Annotated in this window: 16 protein-coding genes; 5 read left to right on the forward strand and 11 right to left on the reverse strand. The window is 63.2% G+C overall.

Annotated features, from left to right (window positions below):
* Positions 1 to 147: 147 nt before the first annotated feature.
* Positions 148 to 1,206, reverse strand: a complete 1,059-nt coding sequence (locus A0O30_RS06590; RefSeq protein WP_016715521.1) for an ABC transporter substrate-binding protein — start codon at positions 1,204 to 1,206, stop codon at positions 148 to 150.
* 328 nt (positions 1,207 to 1,534) lie between these two features.
* Between A0O30_RS06590 and A0O30_RS06595 the strand changes: the two genes are divergently transcribed.
* A complete protein-coding gene (locus A0O30_RS06595; protein WP_105945952.1) occupies positions 1,535 to 2,248 on the forward strand; it encodes a UTRA domain-containing protein in 714 nt (237 codons plus the stop codon).
* A gap of 3 nt (positions 2,249 to 2,251) precedes the next feature.
* On the opposite strand, the gene A0O30_RS06600 is transcribed toward A0O30_RS06595, so the two are convergent.
* The 7 genes from A0O30_RS06600 to minC all read right to left on the reverse strand — a co-directional run bounded on the left by A0O30_RS06600 (position 2,252) and on the right by minC (position 8,942).
* Positions 2,252 to 4,405 carry a mechanosensitive ion channel family protein gene (locus A0O30_RS06600; protein ID WP_105946108.1) on the reverse strand — a complete coding sequence of 718 codons (2,154 nt, stop codon included), beginning with the start codon at positions 4,403 to 4,405 and terminating at the stop codon, positions 2,252 to 2,254.
* 44 nt (positions 4,406 to 4,449) lie between these two features.
* On the reverse strand, positions 4,450 to 4,617 hold the full coding sequence (locus A0O30_RS27830) for a hypothetical protein (RefSeq protein WP_016715524.1): 168 nt from the start codon (positions 4,615 to 4,617) through the stop codon (positions 4,450 to 4,452).
* A gap of 125 nt (positions 4,618 to 4,742) precedes the next feature.
* Complete coding sequence (locus A0O30_RS06605; RefSeq protein ID WP_105945953.1) at positions 4,743 to 6,032, reverse strand: M18 family aminopeptidase; 1,290 nt, start codon at positions 6,030 to 6,032, stop codon at positions 4,743 to 4,745.
* A 169-nt stretch (positions 6,033 to 6,201) separates the two neighbouring features.
* A complete protein-coding gene (locus A0O30_RS06610) occupies positions 6,202 to 6,837 on the reverse strand; it encodes an RluA family pseudouridine synthase (protein ID WP_011532730.1) in 636 nt (211 codons plus the stop codon).
* 157 nt (positions 6,838 to 6,994) lie between these two features.
* Positions 6,995 to 7,249 carry a cell division topological specificity factor MinE gene (minE, locus tag A0O30_RS06615; protein ID WP_003252572.1) on the reverse strand — a complete coding sequence of 85 codons (255 nt, stop codon included), beginning with the start codon at positions 7,247 to 7,249 and terminating at the stop codon, positions 6,995 to 6,997.
* A 3-nt stretch (positions 7,250 to 7,252) separates the two neighbouring features.
* Positions 7,253 to 8,065: a septum site-determining protein MinD gene (gene minD / locus A0O30_RS06620; RefSeq protein WP_016715526.1), complete on the reverse strand. Its 813-nt coding sequence runs from the start codon at positions 8,063 to 8,065 to the stop codon at positions 7,253 to 7,255.
* Positions 8,066 to 8,174: 109 nt separating this feature from the next.
* Positions 8,175 to 8,942, reverse strand: coding sequence for a septum site-determining protein MinC (minC, locus tag A0O30_RS06625; protein ID WP_105945954.1), 768 nt, complete (start codon positions 8,940 to 8,942; stop codon positions 8,175 to 8,177).
* A gap of 111 nt (positions 8,943 to 9,053) precedes the next feature.
* On the opposite strand from minC, the gene A0O30_RS06630 reads away from it, so the two are divergent.
* Both A0O30_RS06630 and A0O30_RS06635 read left to right on the forward strand, forming a co-directional pair.
* Positions 9,054 to 9,989, forward strand: coding sequence for a lipid A biosynthesis lauroyl acyltransferase (locus tag A0O30_RS06630; RefSeq protein WP_105945955.1), 936 nt, complete (start codon positions 9,054 to 9,056; stop codon positions 9,987 to 9,989).
* 25 nt (positions 9,990 to 10,014) lie between these two features.
* The gene (locus tag A0O30_RS06635) at positions 10,015 to 11,163 is read left to right on the forward strand and encodes a patatin-like phospholipase family protein (RefSeq protein WP_105945956.1); all 1,149 of its coding nucleotides are present in this window, start codon (positions 10,015 to 10,017) and stop codon (positions 11,161 to 11,163) included.
* 115 nt (positions 11,164 to 11,278) lie between these two features.
* On the opposite strand, the gene A0O30_RS06640 is transcribed toward A0O30_RS06635, so the two are convergent.
* Together A0O30_RS06640 and A0O30_RS06645 are read right to left on the reverse strand one after the other, a co-directional pair.
* Positions 11,279 to 12,103 carry a VacJ family lipoprotein gene (locus A0O30_RS06640; protein WP_105945957.1) on the reverse strand — a complete coding sequence of 275 codons (825 nt, stop codon included), beginning with the start codon at positions 12,101 to 12,103 and terminating at the stop codon, positions 11,279 to 11,281.
* Positions 12,096 to 13,394 carry a serine/threonine protein kinase gene (locus A0O30_RS06645; RefSeq protein WP_105945958.1) on the reverse strand — a complete coding sequence of 433 codons (1,299 nt, stop codon included), beginning with the start codon at positions 13,392 to 13,394 and terminating at the stop codon, positions 12,096 to 12,098. The genes A0O30_RS06640 and A0O30_RS06645 overlap by 8 nt, the downstream gene beginning before the upstream one ends.
* Positions 13,395 to 13,584: 190 nt before the next feature.
* Here A0O30_RS06645 and A0O30_RS06650 point away from each other — a divergent pair, with 190 nt between their 5' ends.
* Entirely contained in the window at positions 13,585 to 13,938 is a 354-nt protein-coding gene (locus tag A0O30_RS06650) for a hypothetical protein (protein ID WP_105945959.1), read from the forward strand.
* Here A0O30_RS06650 and A0O30_RS06655 read toward each other — a convergent pair.
* Positions 13,931 to 15,499 carry a beta (1-6) glucans synthase gene (locus A0O30_RS06655; RefSeq protein ID WP_105945960.1) on the reverse strand — a complete coding sequence of 523 codons (1,569 nt, stop codon included), beginning with the start codon at positions 15,497 to 15,499 and terminating at the stop codon, positions 13,931 to 13,933. The two genes, A0O30_RS06650 and A0O30_RS06655, sit on opposite strands and share 8 nt — an antisense overlap.
* Positions 15,500 to 15,696: 197 nt before the next feature.
* Here A0O30_RS06655 and A0O30_RS06660 point away from each other — a divergent pair, with 197 nt between their 5' ends.
* On the forward strand, positions 15,697 to 16,557 hold the full coding sequence (locus A0O30_RS06660; RefSeq protein ID WP_019096998.1) for a glycine betaine ABC transporter substrate-binding protein: 861 nt from the start codon (positions 15,697 to 15,699) through the stop codon (positions 16,555 to 16,557).
* Positions 16,558 to 16,660: the final 103 nt, after the last annotated feature.

The following is a 16,660-nucleotide window of genomic DNA, read 5'->3' on the forward strand; positions in this document are numbered from 1 at the left end:
GATTGCTCCAGTCGTAAACCGCGTTGGCTTCTTCGCGGGCATGCCCGCTCCCACAGGGTTTAGCGCAACCCTTGAGAGCGGCGCGGTCCCTGTGGGAGCGGGCGTGCCCGCGAATGGGCCGGATCAGGCACTACAAAAGCCGGCCCCTTACTCCATCTCGATGATCACTTGCTCCTGCCACATCTGCGGCAGTTTCTTCGAGGTGGCTTCCCAGGCTTCGGCATTCTTGATCGGCTGCGCGGCCTTGTACTGCTCGTTCGGCAGCAACTTGGCCTGCACATCCGCCGGCAGCGTCAGGTGCTCGGCACGGATCGGCCGGGCATGTCCCTTGGCCAGGTTGATCTGCCCGGCATCGCTGAAGATGTATTCACGCGTCAGCTTGGCCGCATTGGGGTGCTTGGCGTATTTGTTGATGATGGTGGTATAGCCGGAGATCACCGTACCGTCCGACGGGATCAGCACTTCGAAACGCTTGGGGTCGATCTGCTCGCGGTAGCTCAGGCCGTTGAAGTCCCACACCACGCCGACCTCGACCTCGCCTTTCTCGATGGTCTGGATGGTCGGGTTGGCCAGCGACAGGCGCTTCTGCTGGGCCAGCTTGGTGAACAGCTGCAGGCCCGGCGCCACGTTGGTTTCGTCGCCCTTGTAGGCAATGGCCGCCGCCAGTACACCGTTGGCGGCCTGTGCGGCGGTGCCGACGTCACCGATGGCGACCTTGTACTTGCCTTTTTCCAGGTCATGCCAGGAGGTTGGGCGTTCGCCTTCCTTCACCAGGTCCTTGTTGATGATGAACGCAATGGTGCCGGTATAGGCCAGCGCCCAGTGGCCGTCCTTGTCCTTGGCCCATTCCGGTACCTGGTCCCAGGTGCTGGGCTTGTACGGCTGGCTGACGCCCTTGGTCACGGCGATGGGGCCGAAGGCGGCACCCACGTCGCCGATGTCGGCGCTGGCATTGTCCTTCTCGGCTTCGAACTTGGCGATTTCCTGCGCCGAGCTCATGTCGGTGTCACTGTGCTTGAGGCCGTACTTGCTGGCCAGGTCTTCCCAGGTGCCTTTCCAGTTGGCCCAGGCATCGGGCATGCCCACGCTGTTGACGGTGCCTTCCTTGCGGGCGGCGTCTTCCAGGGCCTTGAGGTCCGCGGCCATGGCCGAGGTGCAGAACGCGATGGCCGAACCGAGCAGTGACGCCATGAACAACTTTTTCATCCGTAGCTCCTTGGGTGGGTGCCTTTTTACGATCGTTGTTATGAGTGAAGCCGTTGCCTGGAACCTTTGGTCTAGGTCAGCAAACCTTGAGCCAAGGTAGGCCGCTTGCGTGACAGTTTGATGTAGGGGAGGGCGCGCTCAGCGTGTCAAAGGCCCTTGGCTCTACAGCGTAGACCATGGTGAACCCCCGGTTTTGCTGGGCTGGCCCGATTCTGGCAACGGCACGGTTGCAGCGTTGTCACGGGATGTTCATCAGCCCTGCCTAGGCTTGCACTATTCTCCAGGTGCCCTGTTATGGGGCTGGACTAGTCCAGATAGGTAACCTTTGATGCAGTCGATGCCACCGCGTGCGGTAACAGCCATCTGCCATGCCCTGCAGGAGCAGATCGAGCACGGCCTGCTGGCCCCGGGGGGCAAGCTGCCGGCCGAGCGCAAACTCAGTGAGGTGTTCGACACGACGCGCATCACCCTGCGTGAGGCGCTGGCGCAGCTGGAGGCCCAAGGCCTGATCTACCGTGAAGAACGCCGCGGCTGGTTCGTTGCACCCGAGCGGCTGACCTACGACCTGATCGAGCGCAGTCACTTCCATGCCATGGTGCGCGACCAGGGGCGGGTGGCCAGTACCGAGCTGCTGTCGGCGCGCTTGCAGCCAGCCTCAGCTGCCATCTGCGCACGCTTGCAGCTGCCGGCCTTGTCCAGTGTGGTGCGTATCTGCCGGTTACGGCGGATTGATGGGCGGGCGGTGCTGTATGCCGAGCATTACCTGAACCCCCGGTACTTTCCGGGGATTCTCGAACAGGACCTGGCGCAGTCGCTTACCGAGATATATGGGCGGGTGTATGGCATCCGGTACGGGCAGGTGTGTTTCGAGATCCTGCCGACGGCGTTGCCGGTAGAGGCGGCGGGGGCGTTGAAGGTGTCGGCGGGCAGCCCGGGGCTGCACATCACCCGGGTCAACAGCGACCAGCATGGGCACCTGATCGACTGTGACCTGGAGTATTGGCGGCATGATGCCATCCGCATTCGTGCCGTGGCGGGTTAGGCCCTAGCTGGAGGCGTCGGATTGCGCCGTTCCACCACCACCCGCAGTCACCACCTGCACCGACAGCCGTGGTGTCGCCAAATCCAGCCCTGCCTCATCCAGCTGCCGCTTCAGCGCCAGGTTGAAGGCCCGCGACACTTCCCACTGCTTGATCGGCGCCGTCTTGAACCGCGCCCGCAAAATCGCCGACCCCGACTCGAAACTCTCCACCCCTTGTAGTTCCAGTGGCGACCAGATGTTGCGGCGCATCAGCGGGTCATTGCGCAGCTTTTGCCCCACTTCGCGAATCAGCGTGATCGCCTGGTCGATGTTCATGCTGTGCGGAATCGCCACGCGGAAAATCGCATAGCCAAACTCCCGCGAGTAGTTCTTGATGCTCTTGATCTCGCTGAACGGGATGGTATGCACGATGCCGTCAATGTCCCGCAGGCGCACGGTACGAATGGTCAGCCCCTCCACCGTGCCCAGGTGCCCGCCCACGTCGACGTAGTCGTCGATGGCCAGCGAGTCCTCGATGATGATGAACAGCCCGGTGATCAGGTCCGCCACCAGCGACTGCGCGCCAAAGCCGATGGCCAGGCCGATCACACCGGCACCGGCCAGCAGTGGGGTGACGTTCATGCCCATGTTGGCCAGGGCGACGATCACCGCGATGATGAAGATGACCACGAACATCACGTTGCGGATCAACGGCATCATGGTTTGCGCACGGGCGTTGGCCAGGCCCCGACGCGAGCGCACCAGGGCATGGTGCACGGCGGTGTCGGCAAGGATCCACACCAGCCAGGCGACGATCAGTGTGCCGGCAAGGCCCAGCAGGCGCAGGCTGATGTCGTGGCCGTCGCCCTCTGCGAAGCTGATCATCGACAGGCCCCACACGCGCAGGCCCAGTTCGATGAATACCAGCCAGATGAACAGGTGCACCAGCAGGTAGCCAAAGTTGCGCAGGCGCTCGGCATACACGGCCTGGCGCTTGTTGGCGCGTTTGGGGTTGGCCGCATGGCGGCGTACCAGGCCGTTCAGCACCATGCACACCACCACCAGCACCGTGCACATCAGTGACTGGCGCAGGGCGGTGCTGGTGTCGCCTGCCGAGACGAAGGTGGCGAACAGCGAGACGGCCACCAGAATCAGTGCCGGAATGAACCAGAAGCTGCCGAGAATCTCGATGGTGTCGCTCAGGGTGCGCCGGGTCAGGCGCCGCGACAGCGGCTGGTTGCGGATCAGGTGGGCGATGGGGCGACGAAAGCGCAGGATGAACAGCCCGGTGCACAGCGCGGCGATGACGTTGGCCAGGGTGGCCAAGGCATGGGCCAGGTGGGTACCCAGTGCAACCAGCATGCGCGGGTCGCTCATGGCCTCGCCAAACGCAGCGAAGCTGCCGATCAGCCACAGCGGGCGGAATGCCTGGCGCCGCAGGATGTGCAGGGCGCGGTGGCGGTGCGGGCCGTCCAGCAGCGAGAAGGCGATGACGCAGATGGCCGAGAAGCAAGTGCCCACGACCAGTGCGTAGGCCAGCACCATGGCCAGCGATTTGCCTAACGACGGCGGCAGCACGAAGCTCAGGTAAACGGTGAATACCAGCGCCACCAGCCATGGGCCGAGCTTGCGCAAGGCAAAGCGCACCAGGTCCCAGGTGCGCGGGTGTTGCGGCAGTTCTTCGCTCAGGCCAAAGCGCAGGCGTATCCGGTGCCCGACCCAGTTGAAGGCGTAGGCCAGCACACTCCACACGGCAATGACAGCGGCAAAGCCGAACAGGATGGCTGGCCACTGGTGCACCGGCACCATCAGTTCGGTCAGTTCCGCCTGGGCCTGTTCGATTTCCGCCGCCCAGCGATGGAACGGGCTGGCGTCGCCGCTGAACTGTTTTTCGAAGTCATGCAGGGCACCGCCGATCAGCCCGAGCACGCCCTGTTCGACGCTGGGTTGCGACTGCTTGGTCGCGTCGCGCAGCTTTTTCAGGTCGGCCAGCAGCTTGGCCCGCTGTTGGTCGTTTTCGAGGTTCTTGATCACCTCGTCCAGCGACTTGCCCAGCGGCTCGGTGGCCTCCGGTTGCGCAGGCGCACTGCCACCCAGCAGGCCAGGCAGGCCCGCCGCCTGTACCGGGGTGATGAACAGCAACAGCAGCAGGAACAGGTAACGCAGGAGGGCAGGCACTGGCAAATCTACCTCAGGTCAAACGATTGACCGAGTGTAGAGGTTTATGACGGCAGTTTCTCAAGGATCTTCCAGCAGGTGAGGCCGAAGATACCCAAGGTGCCGATCCACATCATCAGTACACCGATATTGCGTTCGCGCATGCTGAAGCCGATGGTCAGCAGCATCAGGAACAGGAACACCGGCACGAACAGGGACAGAAACGGGGACATGGACAGCAATCCTTTTGCAGTGGGGCCATGTATCAAGCATAGCGCTTGGCAAGCGAGGCGGGATTGACCTTGAGCAGGTCCGGCCCTTTGCGGATAAAACCGCGATAGGGCCGGACCTGTCTACATCAAGGCAACTCGCGGCTACGGTAGAAGGCAGTCAGCACCTTCACCAGGTGCGCCAGGTCATGGCTGCCGCACAGTTCACGAATCGAATGCATGGCAAAGGTCGGCAGCCCGATGTCGACCGTGCGCACACCCAGGTGGCTGGCGGTAATCGGCCCGATGGTCGAACCACAGCCCATGTCGCTGCGCACCACAAAGCTCTGCACCGGCACTTCTTCAGCCATGCACAGGTGGCGGAAGAACCCGGCGGTTTCGCTGTTGGTGGCGTAGCGCTGGTTGTTGTTCACCTTGATTACCGGCCCGGCGTTCAGCTTGGGCCCGTGGTTGCCGTCGTGCTTGTCGGCGTAGTTGGGGTGCACGCCGTGGGCGTTGTCTGCCGACACCATCAGCGAGCGCTGAATGGTGCGCACGTAGGCGTCGCCATCCGGCAGCAGGCGCTGCAGGGTCTGCTCCAGCATCGGGCCATCGGCGCCGCAGGCCGAGCAGCTGCCGACTTCTTCGTGGTCGTTGCACACCAGCACGCAGGTTTCATCACTGTCGGCGGCCAGCAAGGCTTGCAGGCCGGCGTAGCACGACAGCAGGTTGTCCAGGCGGGCGCCGGCGATGAAGTCGCCGTTCAGGCCGACCAGTGCGGCGTCCTGGGTGTCGTAGAAGCTCAGCTCGTAATCCAGCACCACGTCAGCGATCAGCTCGTGCTCGCGGGCCAGTTGCTCGGTGAGCAGGGCGCGGAAGTCGATGCGCTCGTCTCCGGCCACCTGGGCGAGGATGGGCGGTAGCTCGTTCTGCGGGTTGATCGCCCAGCCTTCATTGGCGGTGCGGTTCAGGTGAATGGCCAGGTTGGGGATGATCGCGATCGGCAGCTTGAAGTCGATCAGCTGGCTTTCAACCTTGCCGTCACGGCGGTAGGTAACGCGCCCGGCCAGCGACAGGTCGCGGTCGAACCACGGCGCCAGCAGGGCACCGCCATACACCTCGACACCCAGTTGCAGGAAGCCCTGGCGCTGCAGCTCGGGCTGCGGTTTCACCCGCAGGCACGGGCTGTCGGTGTGGGCGCCGACCATGCGGATGCCGTTCAGCAGGGGGGCTTGCTTGCCCAGCTTGATGGCGATGATCGAGGAGTCGTTACGGGTGACGTAATAGCGGCCGCCAGGCACGGTGGCCCAGCTGTCGCGCTCGTCCAGGCGCTGGTAGCCGGCCGCTTCCAGGCGCTGGGCCAGGCTGGCGGTGGCGTGGAAGGGCGTGGGGGAGGCCTTGAGGAAGTCGATAAGGCCAGAATTCAGTACGTCGCGCATAGCTCACTCCAGACAGCAGTGGCGCGAGTTTAGCGTATTAAGTCGACAAATTGTGTCTGCCTCTTCGCAGGCTCGCCCGCTCCCACAGGGACTGCACAGGTTCCGAATGCAGTGGTATTCCTGTGGGAGCGGGCAAGCCCGCGAAGAGGCCGGTGCAGCCACGCAGAAATCAGAAAGGTGCAGGGCACTCGAACTTCAACCGTTCCCCGGACACCGGGTGGGTAAAGCTCAGCATGGATGCATGCAGGCACAGCCGCTCATGGGCCGCCAGTGCCTCGGGGTTGGCATACAGCCGGTCACCCAGCAGCGGGTGCCCGATCGACAGCATGTGCACACGCAACTGGTGAGAACGCCCGGTAATCGGCGTCAGTTCCACCCGGCAGTAATCGCCACAGCGCTCGACGATGCGCCAGAAGGTCAGTGCGTGCTTGCCCTGTTCGTGGTCCACCACATGCCGTGGCTTGGTTGGCGGGTCGTAGCGCAGCGGCAGGTCGATGCTGCCGCTGTCCAGCGCCGGTTGGCCCCAGCACAACGCGGTGTAGGCCTTTTCGGTTTCGCGGTCGTGAAACTGGCGGGACAGCTCGCGGTGGCTGTCGGCATCGCGGGCCAGCAGGATGATACCGGAGGTTTCCCAGTCCAGGCGGTGCACGATGAGCGCATCGGGGTAGCCGTTTTCCTGCAGGCGGGTGATCAGGCAGTCCTTGTTGTCTTCGGCGCGGCCGGGCACCGACAGCAGCAGGGTCGGTTTGTTGATCACGAGGATGGCGGCGTCTTCGTGCAGGATCTGGATGTTCGACAGCGGCATTGCAGTATCTCTGAGATATCGGGGAAAACCATTGGGGCCGCGTTGCGGCCCATCGCCGGCAAGCCAGCTCCCACAGGTAAAGCGCGGACCCTGTGGGAGCTGGCTTGCCGGCGATGGGCTGCAAAGCAGCCCCAATGATCCAGGCCAGGTCGCTGAATCAGCGATCCGGCAGGGTGATGTTCAGCTCCAGAATCGAGCAGCTGCCCTGGTTTTCCAGCTCGATATGCACGTCATCGTTGCCGATGTTCACATACTTGCGGATGACTTCCAGCAGTTCTTTCTGCAGCGCCGGCAGGTAGTCCGGTTCGCTGCGTTGGCCGCGCTCGTGCGCCACGATGATCTGTAGACGCTCTTTCGCTACCGACGCGCTGGTCTGTTTCTGTCTGCCACGAAAGAAGTCAAAAAGGTTCATGGTTTACTTGCCTCCAAACAGGCGCGCGAAGAATCCTTGCTTCGGCACTTCGATGAACCGCAGGGGCTTCTCTTTGCCCAGCAGACGGTCGACGGTGTCGCTGTAGGCCTGGCCGGCATCGCTCTGGTCATCGAGGATGACCGGGATACCCTGGTTGGAAGCCTTCAGCACGGCCTGGGACTCGGGGATCACGCCCTTGAGCTTGATCGCCAGGATTTCTTCGACGTCGGCGATGCTCAGCATTTCGCCCTTTTCCACGCGCTCGGGGTGGTAGCGGGTGATCAGCAGGTGTTCCTTGATCGGCTCTTCGCCGTTTTCGGAGCGGCGCGACTTGCTCGACAGGATGCCCAGCATGCGGTCGGAGTCACGTACCGAGGACACTTCCGGGTTGGTGACCACGATGGCTTCGTCGGCGAAGTACATGGCCAGGTGCGCGCCTTTCTCGATACCGGCTGGCGAGTCGCAGATGACGAAGTCGAAGTCTTTCTTCAGCTCCATCAGCACCTTTTCAACGCCTTCCTGGGTCAGCGCGTCCTTGTCACGGGTCTGGCTGGCGGCCAGCACGTACAGGTTCTCGAGGCGCTTGTCCTTGATCAGGGCCTGTTGCAGGTTGGCTTCGCCGTTGACCACGTTGACGAAGTCGTACACCACGCGGCGTTCGCAGCCCATGATCAGGTCGAGGTTACGCAGGCCCACGTCGAAGTCGACGATGACGGTCTTGTGGCCACGCAGTGCGAGGCCGGTACCAATGGCGGCGCTGGTGGTGGTCTTGCCCACACCCCCCTTGCCGGAAGTAACCACGAGAATCTTGGCCAAGGTGTTTCACCCCTAAAATAGTCGGGACACGGGTCCCTGCAAATAACTGAAATAGCTTAAATAACGGCAACGGTAAAAAAGTTGCTCTAAAAATGCTGGCAAGTATCCGTTAAAGACGGGTGATGTTCAACACGTCACCAGACAGGCTGACTTGCACGCCGGTGCCCCACAGCGGGTCGCGGCGCAGGTCTTCGCAGACCTTGTACTGGCCGGCGATCGAGACCATTTCGGCGGTCATCTGCTGGCAGAAGATACGCGCCTTGGTGTTACCTTTGATGCCGGCCAGGGCGCGGCCGCGCATGGCGCCGTACACATGGATGTTGCCATCGGCCAGAAGTTCCGCACCCGGGCTGACCGAAGCGGTAACGATCAGGTCGCCACCTTGGGCGTAGATCTGCTGGCCGCCGCGTACCGGCGAGGTAATGATGCGGGTCGGGCGCACTTCGGGTTCGGGTGCCGGTGGTGGTGCCGGGGCCGGGGCCGGCTCGGGCTTTCTGACCACCTCGGGCTCGGGCTCCAGTGGCCGCTCGCGGGCGCCGGAAGGCGGCAGTACCGGCAGGTCGATGGCGATGGCGGCAGCGATGTCCTCGATGCGGTTGGCGCGGATGGCCAGGGTACGCAGGCCGTGGTGGCGGCAGATCCGCATCAAGCCGGGCAGGTCGATTGCCCCTTCGTCGGCTGGCAGTTTGTCCAGCGCCAGCACCAGCGGCGTGTTGCTGAAGAAGTTCGGTGCCTGGGCGACTTTGGCCGCCAGCTGGCGGTCGAGGGCTTCAAGGTCATTGCGCGCCAGTTCCAGTACGGTAATGGCGAGCATGCTGCCCTTGAGCTGGAACACGGAGGCGGTGTCGGGTGTGTGGTTTGGGCTCATGGTCTGCATAGACGGCTTGTTGCGAAAAAAGTGCCCTGACTTATAACGAGAACACCGGTTGCCCGCAACATGCACTGATCCGTTGTAGAATGCGCGGCCTTTGTCTTTCCGGATGCTTCAATGGAACGCCCGCGTTTTCGTCCCTATTACCTTCATCCCAAGTTCTGGGGCCTGTGGCTGGGCCTGGGCCTGCTGTGGCTGGTGGTCCAGTTGCCGTACCGGGTGCTGTTGAAAATCGGTGCCGGGTTGGGTGCCGTGATGTATCACTTTGCCGGTGAGCGCCGGCGCATAGCCGCACGCAACCTGGAGCTGTGTTTCCCGGAGCTGTCGGTCGACGAACGGCAGCGTTTGCTCAAGGCCAATTTTGCGTCCACCGGTATCGCCTTCTTCGAAATGGCCATGAGCTGGTGGTGGCCCAAGGCCAGGCTGGCGCGCCTGGCCCATGTCGAAGGGCTGGAGCATCTGCAGGCCGCCCAGCAGGCGGGGCAGGGCGCCATCCTGATGGCGGTGCACTTCACGACGCTGGAAATCGGCGCGGCGCTGCTGGGCCAGCAGCACACCATCGACGGTATGTACCGCGAGCATGGCAATGCGTTGTTCGACTTCATCCAGCGCAGTGGCCGTGAGCGGCATAACCTCGACTCGCTGGCGGTGGAGCGCGAGGACGTGCGCGGCATGCTCAAGCTGCTGCGTTCGGGCCGTGCGATCTGGTACGCACCGGACCAGGACTACGGCGCCAAGCAAAGCATTTTCGTGCCGCTGTTCGGTATCCCGGCAGCGACGGTAACCGCCACTACCAAGTTTGCCCGGCTGGGCAAGGCGCAGGTGATTCCGTTCACCCAGAAGCGCCTGGAGGATGGCAGCGGCTATCGTCTGGTGATCCACCCGCCGCTGCAAGACTTCCCTGGCGAGAGTGAAGAGGCTGATTGCCTGCGCATCAACCAGTGGGTTGAAAGTGTGGTGCGCGAGTGCCCTGAGCAATACTTGTGGGCGCACCGCCGGTTCAAGTCGCGGCCTGAGGGTGCGCCGCGGCTCTATGACAAGAAAAAGCGCTGAAAGCAGCTGAACCAGGAAGGATGCCATGGCCCCACCCCCGGTAACCGGTCTTATCCTTTCTGGCGGTGGCGCCCGCGCTGCCTATCAGGTCGGCGTACTGGCGGGCATCGCCGAGCTGCTGCCCGCCGGTGCGCACAACCCCTTTCCGGTCATTGTCGGCACGTCTGCCGGGGCCATCAACGCGGTCACCCTGGCCAGCGGTGCCACTCATTTCAACGACGCCGTGCAACGGCTTACCACCTTCTGGCAGAACTTTCGCAGCCACCTGGTCATCCGCAGCGACTGGCCCGGGGTGGTGCGCCAGGCCAGTCGCTTCGTTGGCCACAACCTTTTAGGCATTGGTGGCCCGGCACCCGTGGCGCTGCTGGACAGCAGTCCATTGCGAGGCTTGCTGGAGGCACACCTGAACCTGGACGGCATCGGCCATTCCCTGGCCGCCGAGCAGTTGCGCGCCGTGGCAATCACAGCCTTTGGCTACGAGTCTGGCCAGGCGGTCACCTTCTACCAGGGCCGTGGCAGCATCGAGGCCTGGCTGCGTCACCGCCGCATTGGCGTACCCACGCCGCTGACCATCGACCACCTGCTGGCCAGTGCGGCCATTCCGCTGCTGTTTGCCCCGGTGCAACTGGGCGACGAGTATTACGGCGACGGTGCAGTACGCCAGTCGGCGCCCATCAGCCCGGCCTTGCACCTGGGCGCCAGCCGGGTGCTGGTGGTCGGGGTCAGTGGCAACCCGCAGCGGCCAGCGCCGCCGTTGCCGACCCAGCGGGTGTTCAGCGGGCAGCAGCCGAGCCTGGCACAGATTGGCGGGCACATGCTCAACAGCACGTTCATTGACAGCCTGGAAGACGATATCGAACTGCTGCAGCGGCTCAATCATTTGAGCCGGTTGCTACCGGCGCACCTGGATGCCCGTCGCCTGGGGCTGGCGCCGATCGACGTACTGGTGGTGGCGCCCAGCCAGCCGCTGGACGAGATTGCCGCGCGGCACCGGCGTGAGCTGCCGGCGGCGTTGCGCTTGTTCCTGCGTGGGCCGGGGGCGACGCGGACCAGCGGGGCGGGGGTGTTGAGCTATTTGATGTTCGAGGCGAGCTATTGCAGTGAGCTGATCGAGCTTGGGCGGCGGGATGCCTTGGCGAAGAAGCGGGAGTTGTGTCAGTTCCTGGGGATTTGATGTTGCCTGTTCTGGCCCTATCGCCGGCAAGCCAGCTCCCACAGGTCCGCACCAATACCCGGGCCTGTGGTGAACCTGTGGGAGCTGGCTTGCCGGCGATAGGGCCAGTGCAGGTTTACTCGGCTATCTGCAACTTGCGCGCCTGGGTATACACATACCGCACCTTTTCATACTCGAACGGCGAGTTCAGCTGGCCATAGCGGAATTTGGTGGTATAGCGCTTGTCCACCACCTGCAAGGCGAAGATTTCCGGGTGGTCGGTGCTGGCTTCGGCCACGTTCAGGTAATTGATGGCCTGCTCGCCCGCATAGTCCACCACCAACCCGGTGGTATCACGCAGGTTCGATGGCCCCAGCACCGGCAGCATCAGGTAAGGCCCGTCCGGCACGCCGTAGAAGCCCAGGGTCTGGCCAAAGTCTTCGCTCTGACGCGGCAGGCCCATGCTGGTGGCCGGGTCCCATAGCCCACCCACACCAATGATGGTGTTGAACATCAGCCGCGCCGTGATCTCCGCCGAACGCTTGGCTTTCAGCTGCAGCACGCTGTTGAACAGGTTCGGCACATCGCCGATGTTGTTGAAGAAATTGCTCACCCCGGTACGCACGAAGCGCGGGGTGACGTACTGGTAGCCACTCACCAGCGGCAGCAGCACCCATTGGTCCAGCCGGTAGTTGAAGTGGTAGATGCGCCGGTTGATCGACTCCAGCGGGTCGTACACGTTCAGCGCCTCCAGGGTAGAGCGCTCGAACTCGCGCTGGTCCAGCCCGGGGTTGAATTTCAACTCGCGCAGCGGGTCGAGAAAGCCGTCTGCTTCGGGCGCCAGCGGTGCGGCAGTCACCGGAGGATCGGCTTCGACCACGCTGGCCCGTGGGGCGGTTTCGGCGGCCAGCGCGTGGCCGGCGGCAAGCAGGGCAGTGGCGAAGAGGAGTTTGTTAACCACGGAAGAACTCCAGCATGGCGTCACTGTTGACGCGGTAATTGAGGTTGCCGCAATGGCCGCCATGGGGGTAAAGGGTCAGCCGGTCACCAAACACCTTGCGCAGGAAGCCGATGTCGCCGGGGCCAAGGATGACGTCGTCAGCGTTGTGCATCACGGCAATCTTGTCGCTGCTGCGCAGGTAGTCTTCCAGGGCATACAGGCTCACCTGATTGACCAGTTGCAGGATGCTGTTGCCGTCGGTGCGGGCGCGCCACATGGGGATCACCTGCTCGGTCATGTAGCAGTCGAAGTCGCACTGCAGGGCACGTTTGAAGAACGGCGTGAGGCTACTGCCCTCGGTGATCGGGAACTTCGGCGGAATGATCAGGCCACGGCGGTTGATCAGGTCGGAGGTAAAGGCAATGTCGGCCGCCGAGAAGCGGAACGAGGTGCCGATCAGCATGGCCATCTGTTCGTTGGACAAGTGCTGGCGCGACTGCTGGAAGTCGTACAGCAGGGCGTCATTGAGGTCGATGTAGCCCTTGTCCTGGAAGTAGCGCGTGAGCTTTTGCAACATCAGCTCGTAGAAGGTGGTGCTGCGGTCGATGCCCTTGACCTGGGTTTGCACCAGCTTGTCCAGGTTGTTGATCGAGGTGTACAGGTTGACCGGCGGGTTCAGCAGCAGCACGCGCTTGAAGTTGAAGCTGCGGCGGGTTTCGTCCAGGTGGCTGACGAAGGCTGCATCCAGCGCACCCAGGCTGTAGCCGGTGAGGTAGAAGTCACTGACTGGCAGGCGCGGGTGCTGGGCGCGCACGGCCTGCATCACCCGGTACATGTCTTCGGCGTCATCCTTGCTGACACCGGGGGTGGCAAAGCGCGAAGCGGCGCTCATGAAGTCGTAGCTGGTGGGCGACGACAATTGCACTACGTGGAAACCGGCCTGGTAGAACAGCTTTTTCAGGTATTCGTTGATGCTGCTGGTGTACGGTGCGCCGGTACCCGCAATGATGAAGATCAGCGGCGCCTCGCGGTCCTGGCGGGCCAGGCGGTACTTGAGTTTTTTCACTGCCCAGAAGTTGTCGGGCAGGGTGAACTCACGCTCCGGGCGCAAGTTGAGGCTGTAGTCGGACTGGGTGATTTCGTCGTCGCTGGGCAGGGTCGGGCGCTGGTCCGGCGGCGTGGTGGCGATGGTGGCCTCGAACGGGTTGGTCAAGGGGAAGCCGTAGCTGGCGGCGTCGATGTCCCGCGCCGAAGCGGCCACAGCCATGAGCAGGCTGCCGAGCAGGGCAGCGAGGCGCAAAGATCGAAGCATGTAGTCCCCCAAAAGAACGCAAGGTCGAGCGGTGTGCAGGCTAGGACCACATCAACGCAGGCAAAGTTGCCTGGCGCGGTGGCCTTTGGTGTGCTGGTTATCTGCAACATAGCTGCAGGGTTGTGATTTTGCCTTACATCGGGGCATAAGCGATCATGGATGCTTTCGATTACCGCTATTGGAGAACGGGATGTCTCGTACGCTGCCGGCTGCGCTGCTTGTGCTGTTTCTGGGGCTGTGGCTTGCGGCCAGTTATGGCGTGCGCTATGGGCTGATGGAGGATGGCCAGTGGGTTGGGCTGTGCACGGTGCCGACGGCGTACTGGCAGTGTGAGGTGCGGTCGTTGTTGGGGTTGGGCATTCACCATCAGGTGATGGCCTGGTCCGGGCTGGGCCTTGCGTTACTGGCGCAGGTGGTGACCGGCCGCACCGGCTGGTGGCTGGCGGTGCTGGCCCTGGTCTTTGCGGTACCAGCGCTGGTGCTGTATACCGCCAGCATTGCGGTGTTTGCGCTCGTGCTGGCGGGGTTGCGGCTGGTCAGGTAGCCGGGCGCAACCTCAAGCTTCGCCACAAAGCCGCCGTCATCAGCACACTGACCACCGCCCAAGCCCAGGCCTGTTGGTTTTCCAATCCTTCCACAAACAACTGTGGCGCCACGCCGGCCCCGACAATGAACGCCAGCAGCGCCACCTCGGCCCGGCGTGCCCGCACCGGCCACAGCACATAGACCAGCGCCGGCAACGCCAGCGCCGCACTGGGGAAGCTGCGGTAGCGCGGGTCGAACACCATCGCCAGCATGCTCACCGCTGCAGCAAAGCCCGCCGCCAGCAACAGCCAGCCTGCCCGTGCCTGTAGCCAGGCGAACAAGCGCTCGCGCCAGCCGGCCCGCTGCGCCAGGGCCAGCAGCGCGTGGGCCAGCACCAGCAGGTTCAACCCGGCCAGCGCCACCGCCCATATCCACTCCCCGGCAAAACGCGCATGGGTGCGCATCAGCTCACCCCACAACCCCAGGCATCCGGCGCCAAATGCCGCCAGCAATGGCAGCAGCAAGGCTGCCTGAACCGTTGCGGGGCGCCCGGCAAGTAACAGCATGGCCAGCATCAACAATGCACTGGCCAGCAACCACTGCGGCCAGTAATGCAGGTTGCTCACCGGCCCCTCCAGCACGCCCTTGTCCTGCCGGTCGGCATCGTAAAGCCCCCAGTAACCGCCAACGGCCCCCTCGTTGGCGCGTTTCCAGGGTTGGTCGAATGCTTCGATCAGGTTGTAGCGCCAGCCGTTGCTCTCAGCCATGGCCACAAAGCCGCGAATGAAACGCGCCTCGTTGACCCGGCTGGGCACTGCGGTCTCCCGCTGGCGCCCTTCGCTGGGCCAGCCGGTTTCGCCGATCAGGATGTCTTTGGGTGCGAAGCGTGTGCCGAACACCCTGCGCACATCGGCCACATGGGCCAAGGCTTCGTCGATACCGCGTGGGTCGTCTTCCCAGTAGGGCAAGAGGTGGATAGTCAAGAAGTCCACCTGCGGCGCTACCTGCGGGTGCTGCAGCCAGAACTCCCACACATCCGCGTAGGTCACCGGCACCTTCACCTGGCTTTTCACACGGGCGATCAGCTTGGCCAGGTGTGCGCCGGTCACCTCTTTGCGCAGCAAGGTTTCGTTGCCGACGATCACCGCGCTGACCACATCCGGGTTGGCGTTGGCGGCGGCAATCAGCAGGTCGATTTCCCTGTCGGTATCGGCCGGGTGGGCGTTGACCCAGGCACCCAGCATCACTTTCAGGCCATGCTTGCGCGCCAGCGCGGGGATTGCCTCAAGACCGGTCATGGAATAGGTGCGGATGCACTGGAATCGCTCAGCCAGCAACGCAAGGTCGGCGTCCATGCGTGCCGGGCGCAGGCGAAACGGCTGGTCGTAGGGCGACTGGTCCTTGTCGAACGGCGTGTAGGACGCGCACTGCAACTTGTGCGTCGGGCTGGCTGCATCCGGCAGGTGCACCGGCTTGCCAAGCCCGTACCAGAGCCCTGCAAGCCCGAGCAGGGCCAACAGGCAGGCAAGCAGGTACAACGGCAACAGCAGGCGGGCAGAGCTGGGCATCGGGCGGTCCATCGTCAGGCGCAAAAGGGTAGATAGTAGCCCGGCGCCAACGCTTTGGCATGCAAGGATCGCGCAGGTCGGTGTAAGCCGATGGCGCTAATGGCACAGTGCTGTCGCATATGGGGCGGCTACAGGTCGCAGCTGGATCAGGTCGCCCGGTGTTGCAGGCAGATGATGGAATCTCCTAGACCTGACGAGGGGATGCTTTGATGGCTGCGATAAAAAGAATGCGGCGTTTACTGGGTGTGGGCACCGCCCTGGTAATGGCCATGAGCGCTGCACAGGCAATGGCCAAAGAAGTAAGCATCGGTTACGTGGATGGTTGGGCCGACAGTGTGGCCACCACCAACGTGGCTGCAGAAGTGATCAAGCAGAAGCTCGGCTACGACGTCAAGTTGCAGGCCGTGGCCACGGGCATCATGTGGCAGGGTGTGGCAACCGGCAAGCTCGATGCCATGTTGTCGGCCTGGTTGCCCGTCACCCATGGCGAGTACTGGGCCAAGAACAAGGACAACGTGGTCGACTACGGCCCCAACTTCAAGGATGCCAAGATCGGCCTGATCGTGCCCGAGTACGTCAAGGCGGTGAGCATTGCCGACCTCAAGACCGACAGCAGCTTCAAGCAGAAGATTGTCGGCATCGACGCCGGCTCCGGCGTAATGCTCAAGACCGACCAGGCCATCAAGGACTACGACCTGACAGGCTACAAGCTGCAGGCAAGCTCCGGTGCAGCCATGACCGCGGAGCTGGGCCGTGCCTATGCCAAGCAGCAGTCGATTGCGGTCACTGGCTGGGTACCGCACTGGATGTTCGCCAAGTGGAAGCTGAAGTTCCTCGAAGACCCGAAAGGCGTATATGGCGCGGCGGAAACCGTGAACAGTATCGGCAGCAAGGAACTGGCGACCAAGGCGCCGGAAGTGGCGGAGTTCCTGAAGAAGTTCAACTGGCAGTCCAAAGACGAGATTGGCGAGGTGATGCTGGCGATCCAGGAAGGCGCCAAGCCTGAAGCAGCGGCCAAGGACTGGGTGGCCAAGCACCCTGATCGCGTGAAGGAGTGGACTGGCAAGTAATTACTATCAAGGGCCAGTTTTAGCTCTTCGCAGGCTTGCCCGTTCCCACAGGAATATCACTGCCCTCAGGCCTAGTGATGTCCCTGTGGGAGCGGGCGAGCCC

This window comes from Pseudomonas sp. LLC-1, from assembly GCF_002992185.1.
GTDB classification, from domain to species: domain Bacteria; phylum Pseudomonadota; class Gammaproteobacteria; order Pseudomonadales; family Pseudomonadaceae; genus Aquipseudomonas; species Aquipseudomonas monteilii.

Bases quoted from the DNA above. Each gene is read 5' to 3' on its own strand.
- A0O30_RS06590 (WP_016715521.1), bottom strand. From the start codon at position 1,206: ATGAAAAAGTTGTTCATGGCGTCACTGCTCGGTTCGGCCATCGCGTTC.
- A0O30_RS06595 (WP_105945952.1), top strand. From the start codon at position 1,535: ATGCAGTCGATGCCACCGCGTGCGGTAACAGCCATCTGCCATGCCCTG.
- A0O30_RS27830 (WP_016715524.1), bottom strand. From the start codon at position 4,617: ATGTCCCCGTTTCTGTCCCTGTTCGTGCCGGTGTTCCTGTTCCTGATG.
- A0O30_RS06605 (WP_105945953.1), bottom strand. From the start codon at position 6,032: ATGCGCGACGTACTGAATTCTGGCCTTATCGACTTCCTCAAGGCCTCC.
- A0O30_RS06610 (WP_011532730.1), bottom strand. From the start codon at position 6,837: ATGCCGCTGTCGAACATCCAGATCCTGCACGAAGACGCCGCCATCCTC.
- minE (WP_003252572.1), bottom strand. From the start codon at position 7,249: ATGAACCTTTTTGACTTCTTTCGTGGCAGACAGAAACAGACCAGCGCG.
- minC (WP_105945954.1), bottom strand. From the start codon at position 8,942: ATGCAGACCATGAGCCCAAACCACACACCCGACACCGCCTCCGTGTTC.
- A0O30_RS06630 (WP_105945955.1), top strand. From the start codon at position 9,054: ATGGAACGCCCGCGTTTTCGTCCCTATTACCTTCATCCCAAGTTCTGG.
- A0O30_RS06635 (WP_105945956.1), top strand. From the start codon at position 10,015: ATGGCCCCACCCCCGGTAACCGGTCTTATCCTTTCTGGCGGTGGCGCC.
- A0O30_RS06645 (WP_105945958.1), bottom strand. From the start codon at position 13,394: ATGCTTCGATCTTTGCGCCTCGCTGCCCTGCTCGGCAGCCTGCTCATG.
- A0O30_RS06650 (WP_105945959.1), top strand. From the start codon at position 13,585: ATGTCTCGTACGCTGCCGGCTGCGCTGCTTGTGCTGTTTCTGGGGCTG.
- A0O30_RS06655 (WP_105945960.1), bottom strand. From the start codon at position 15,499: ATGGACCGCCCGATGCCCAGCTCTGCCCGCCTGCTGTTGCCGTTGTAC.
- A0O30_RS06660 (WP_019096998.1), top strand. From the start codon at position 15,697: ATGGCTGCGATAAAAAGAATGCGGCGTTTACTGGGTGTGGGCACCGCC.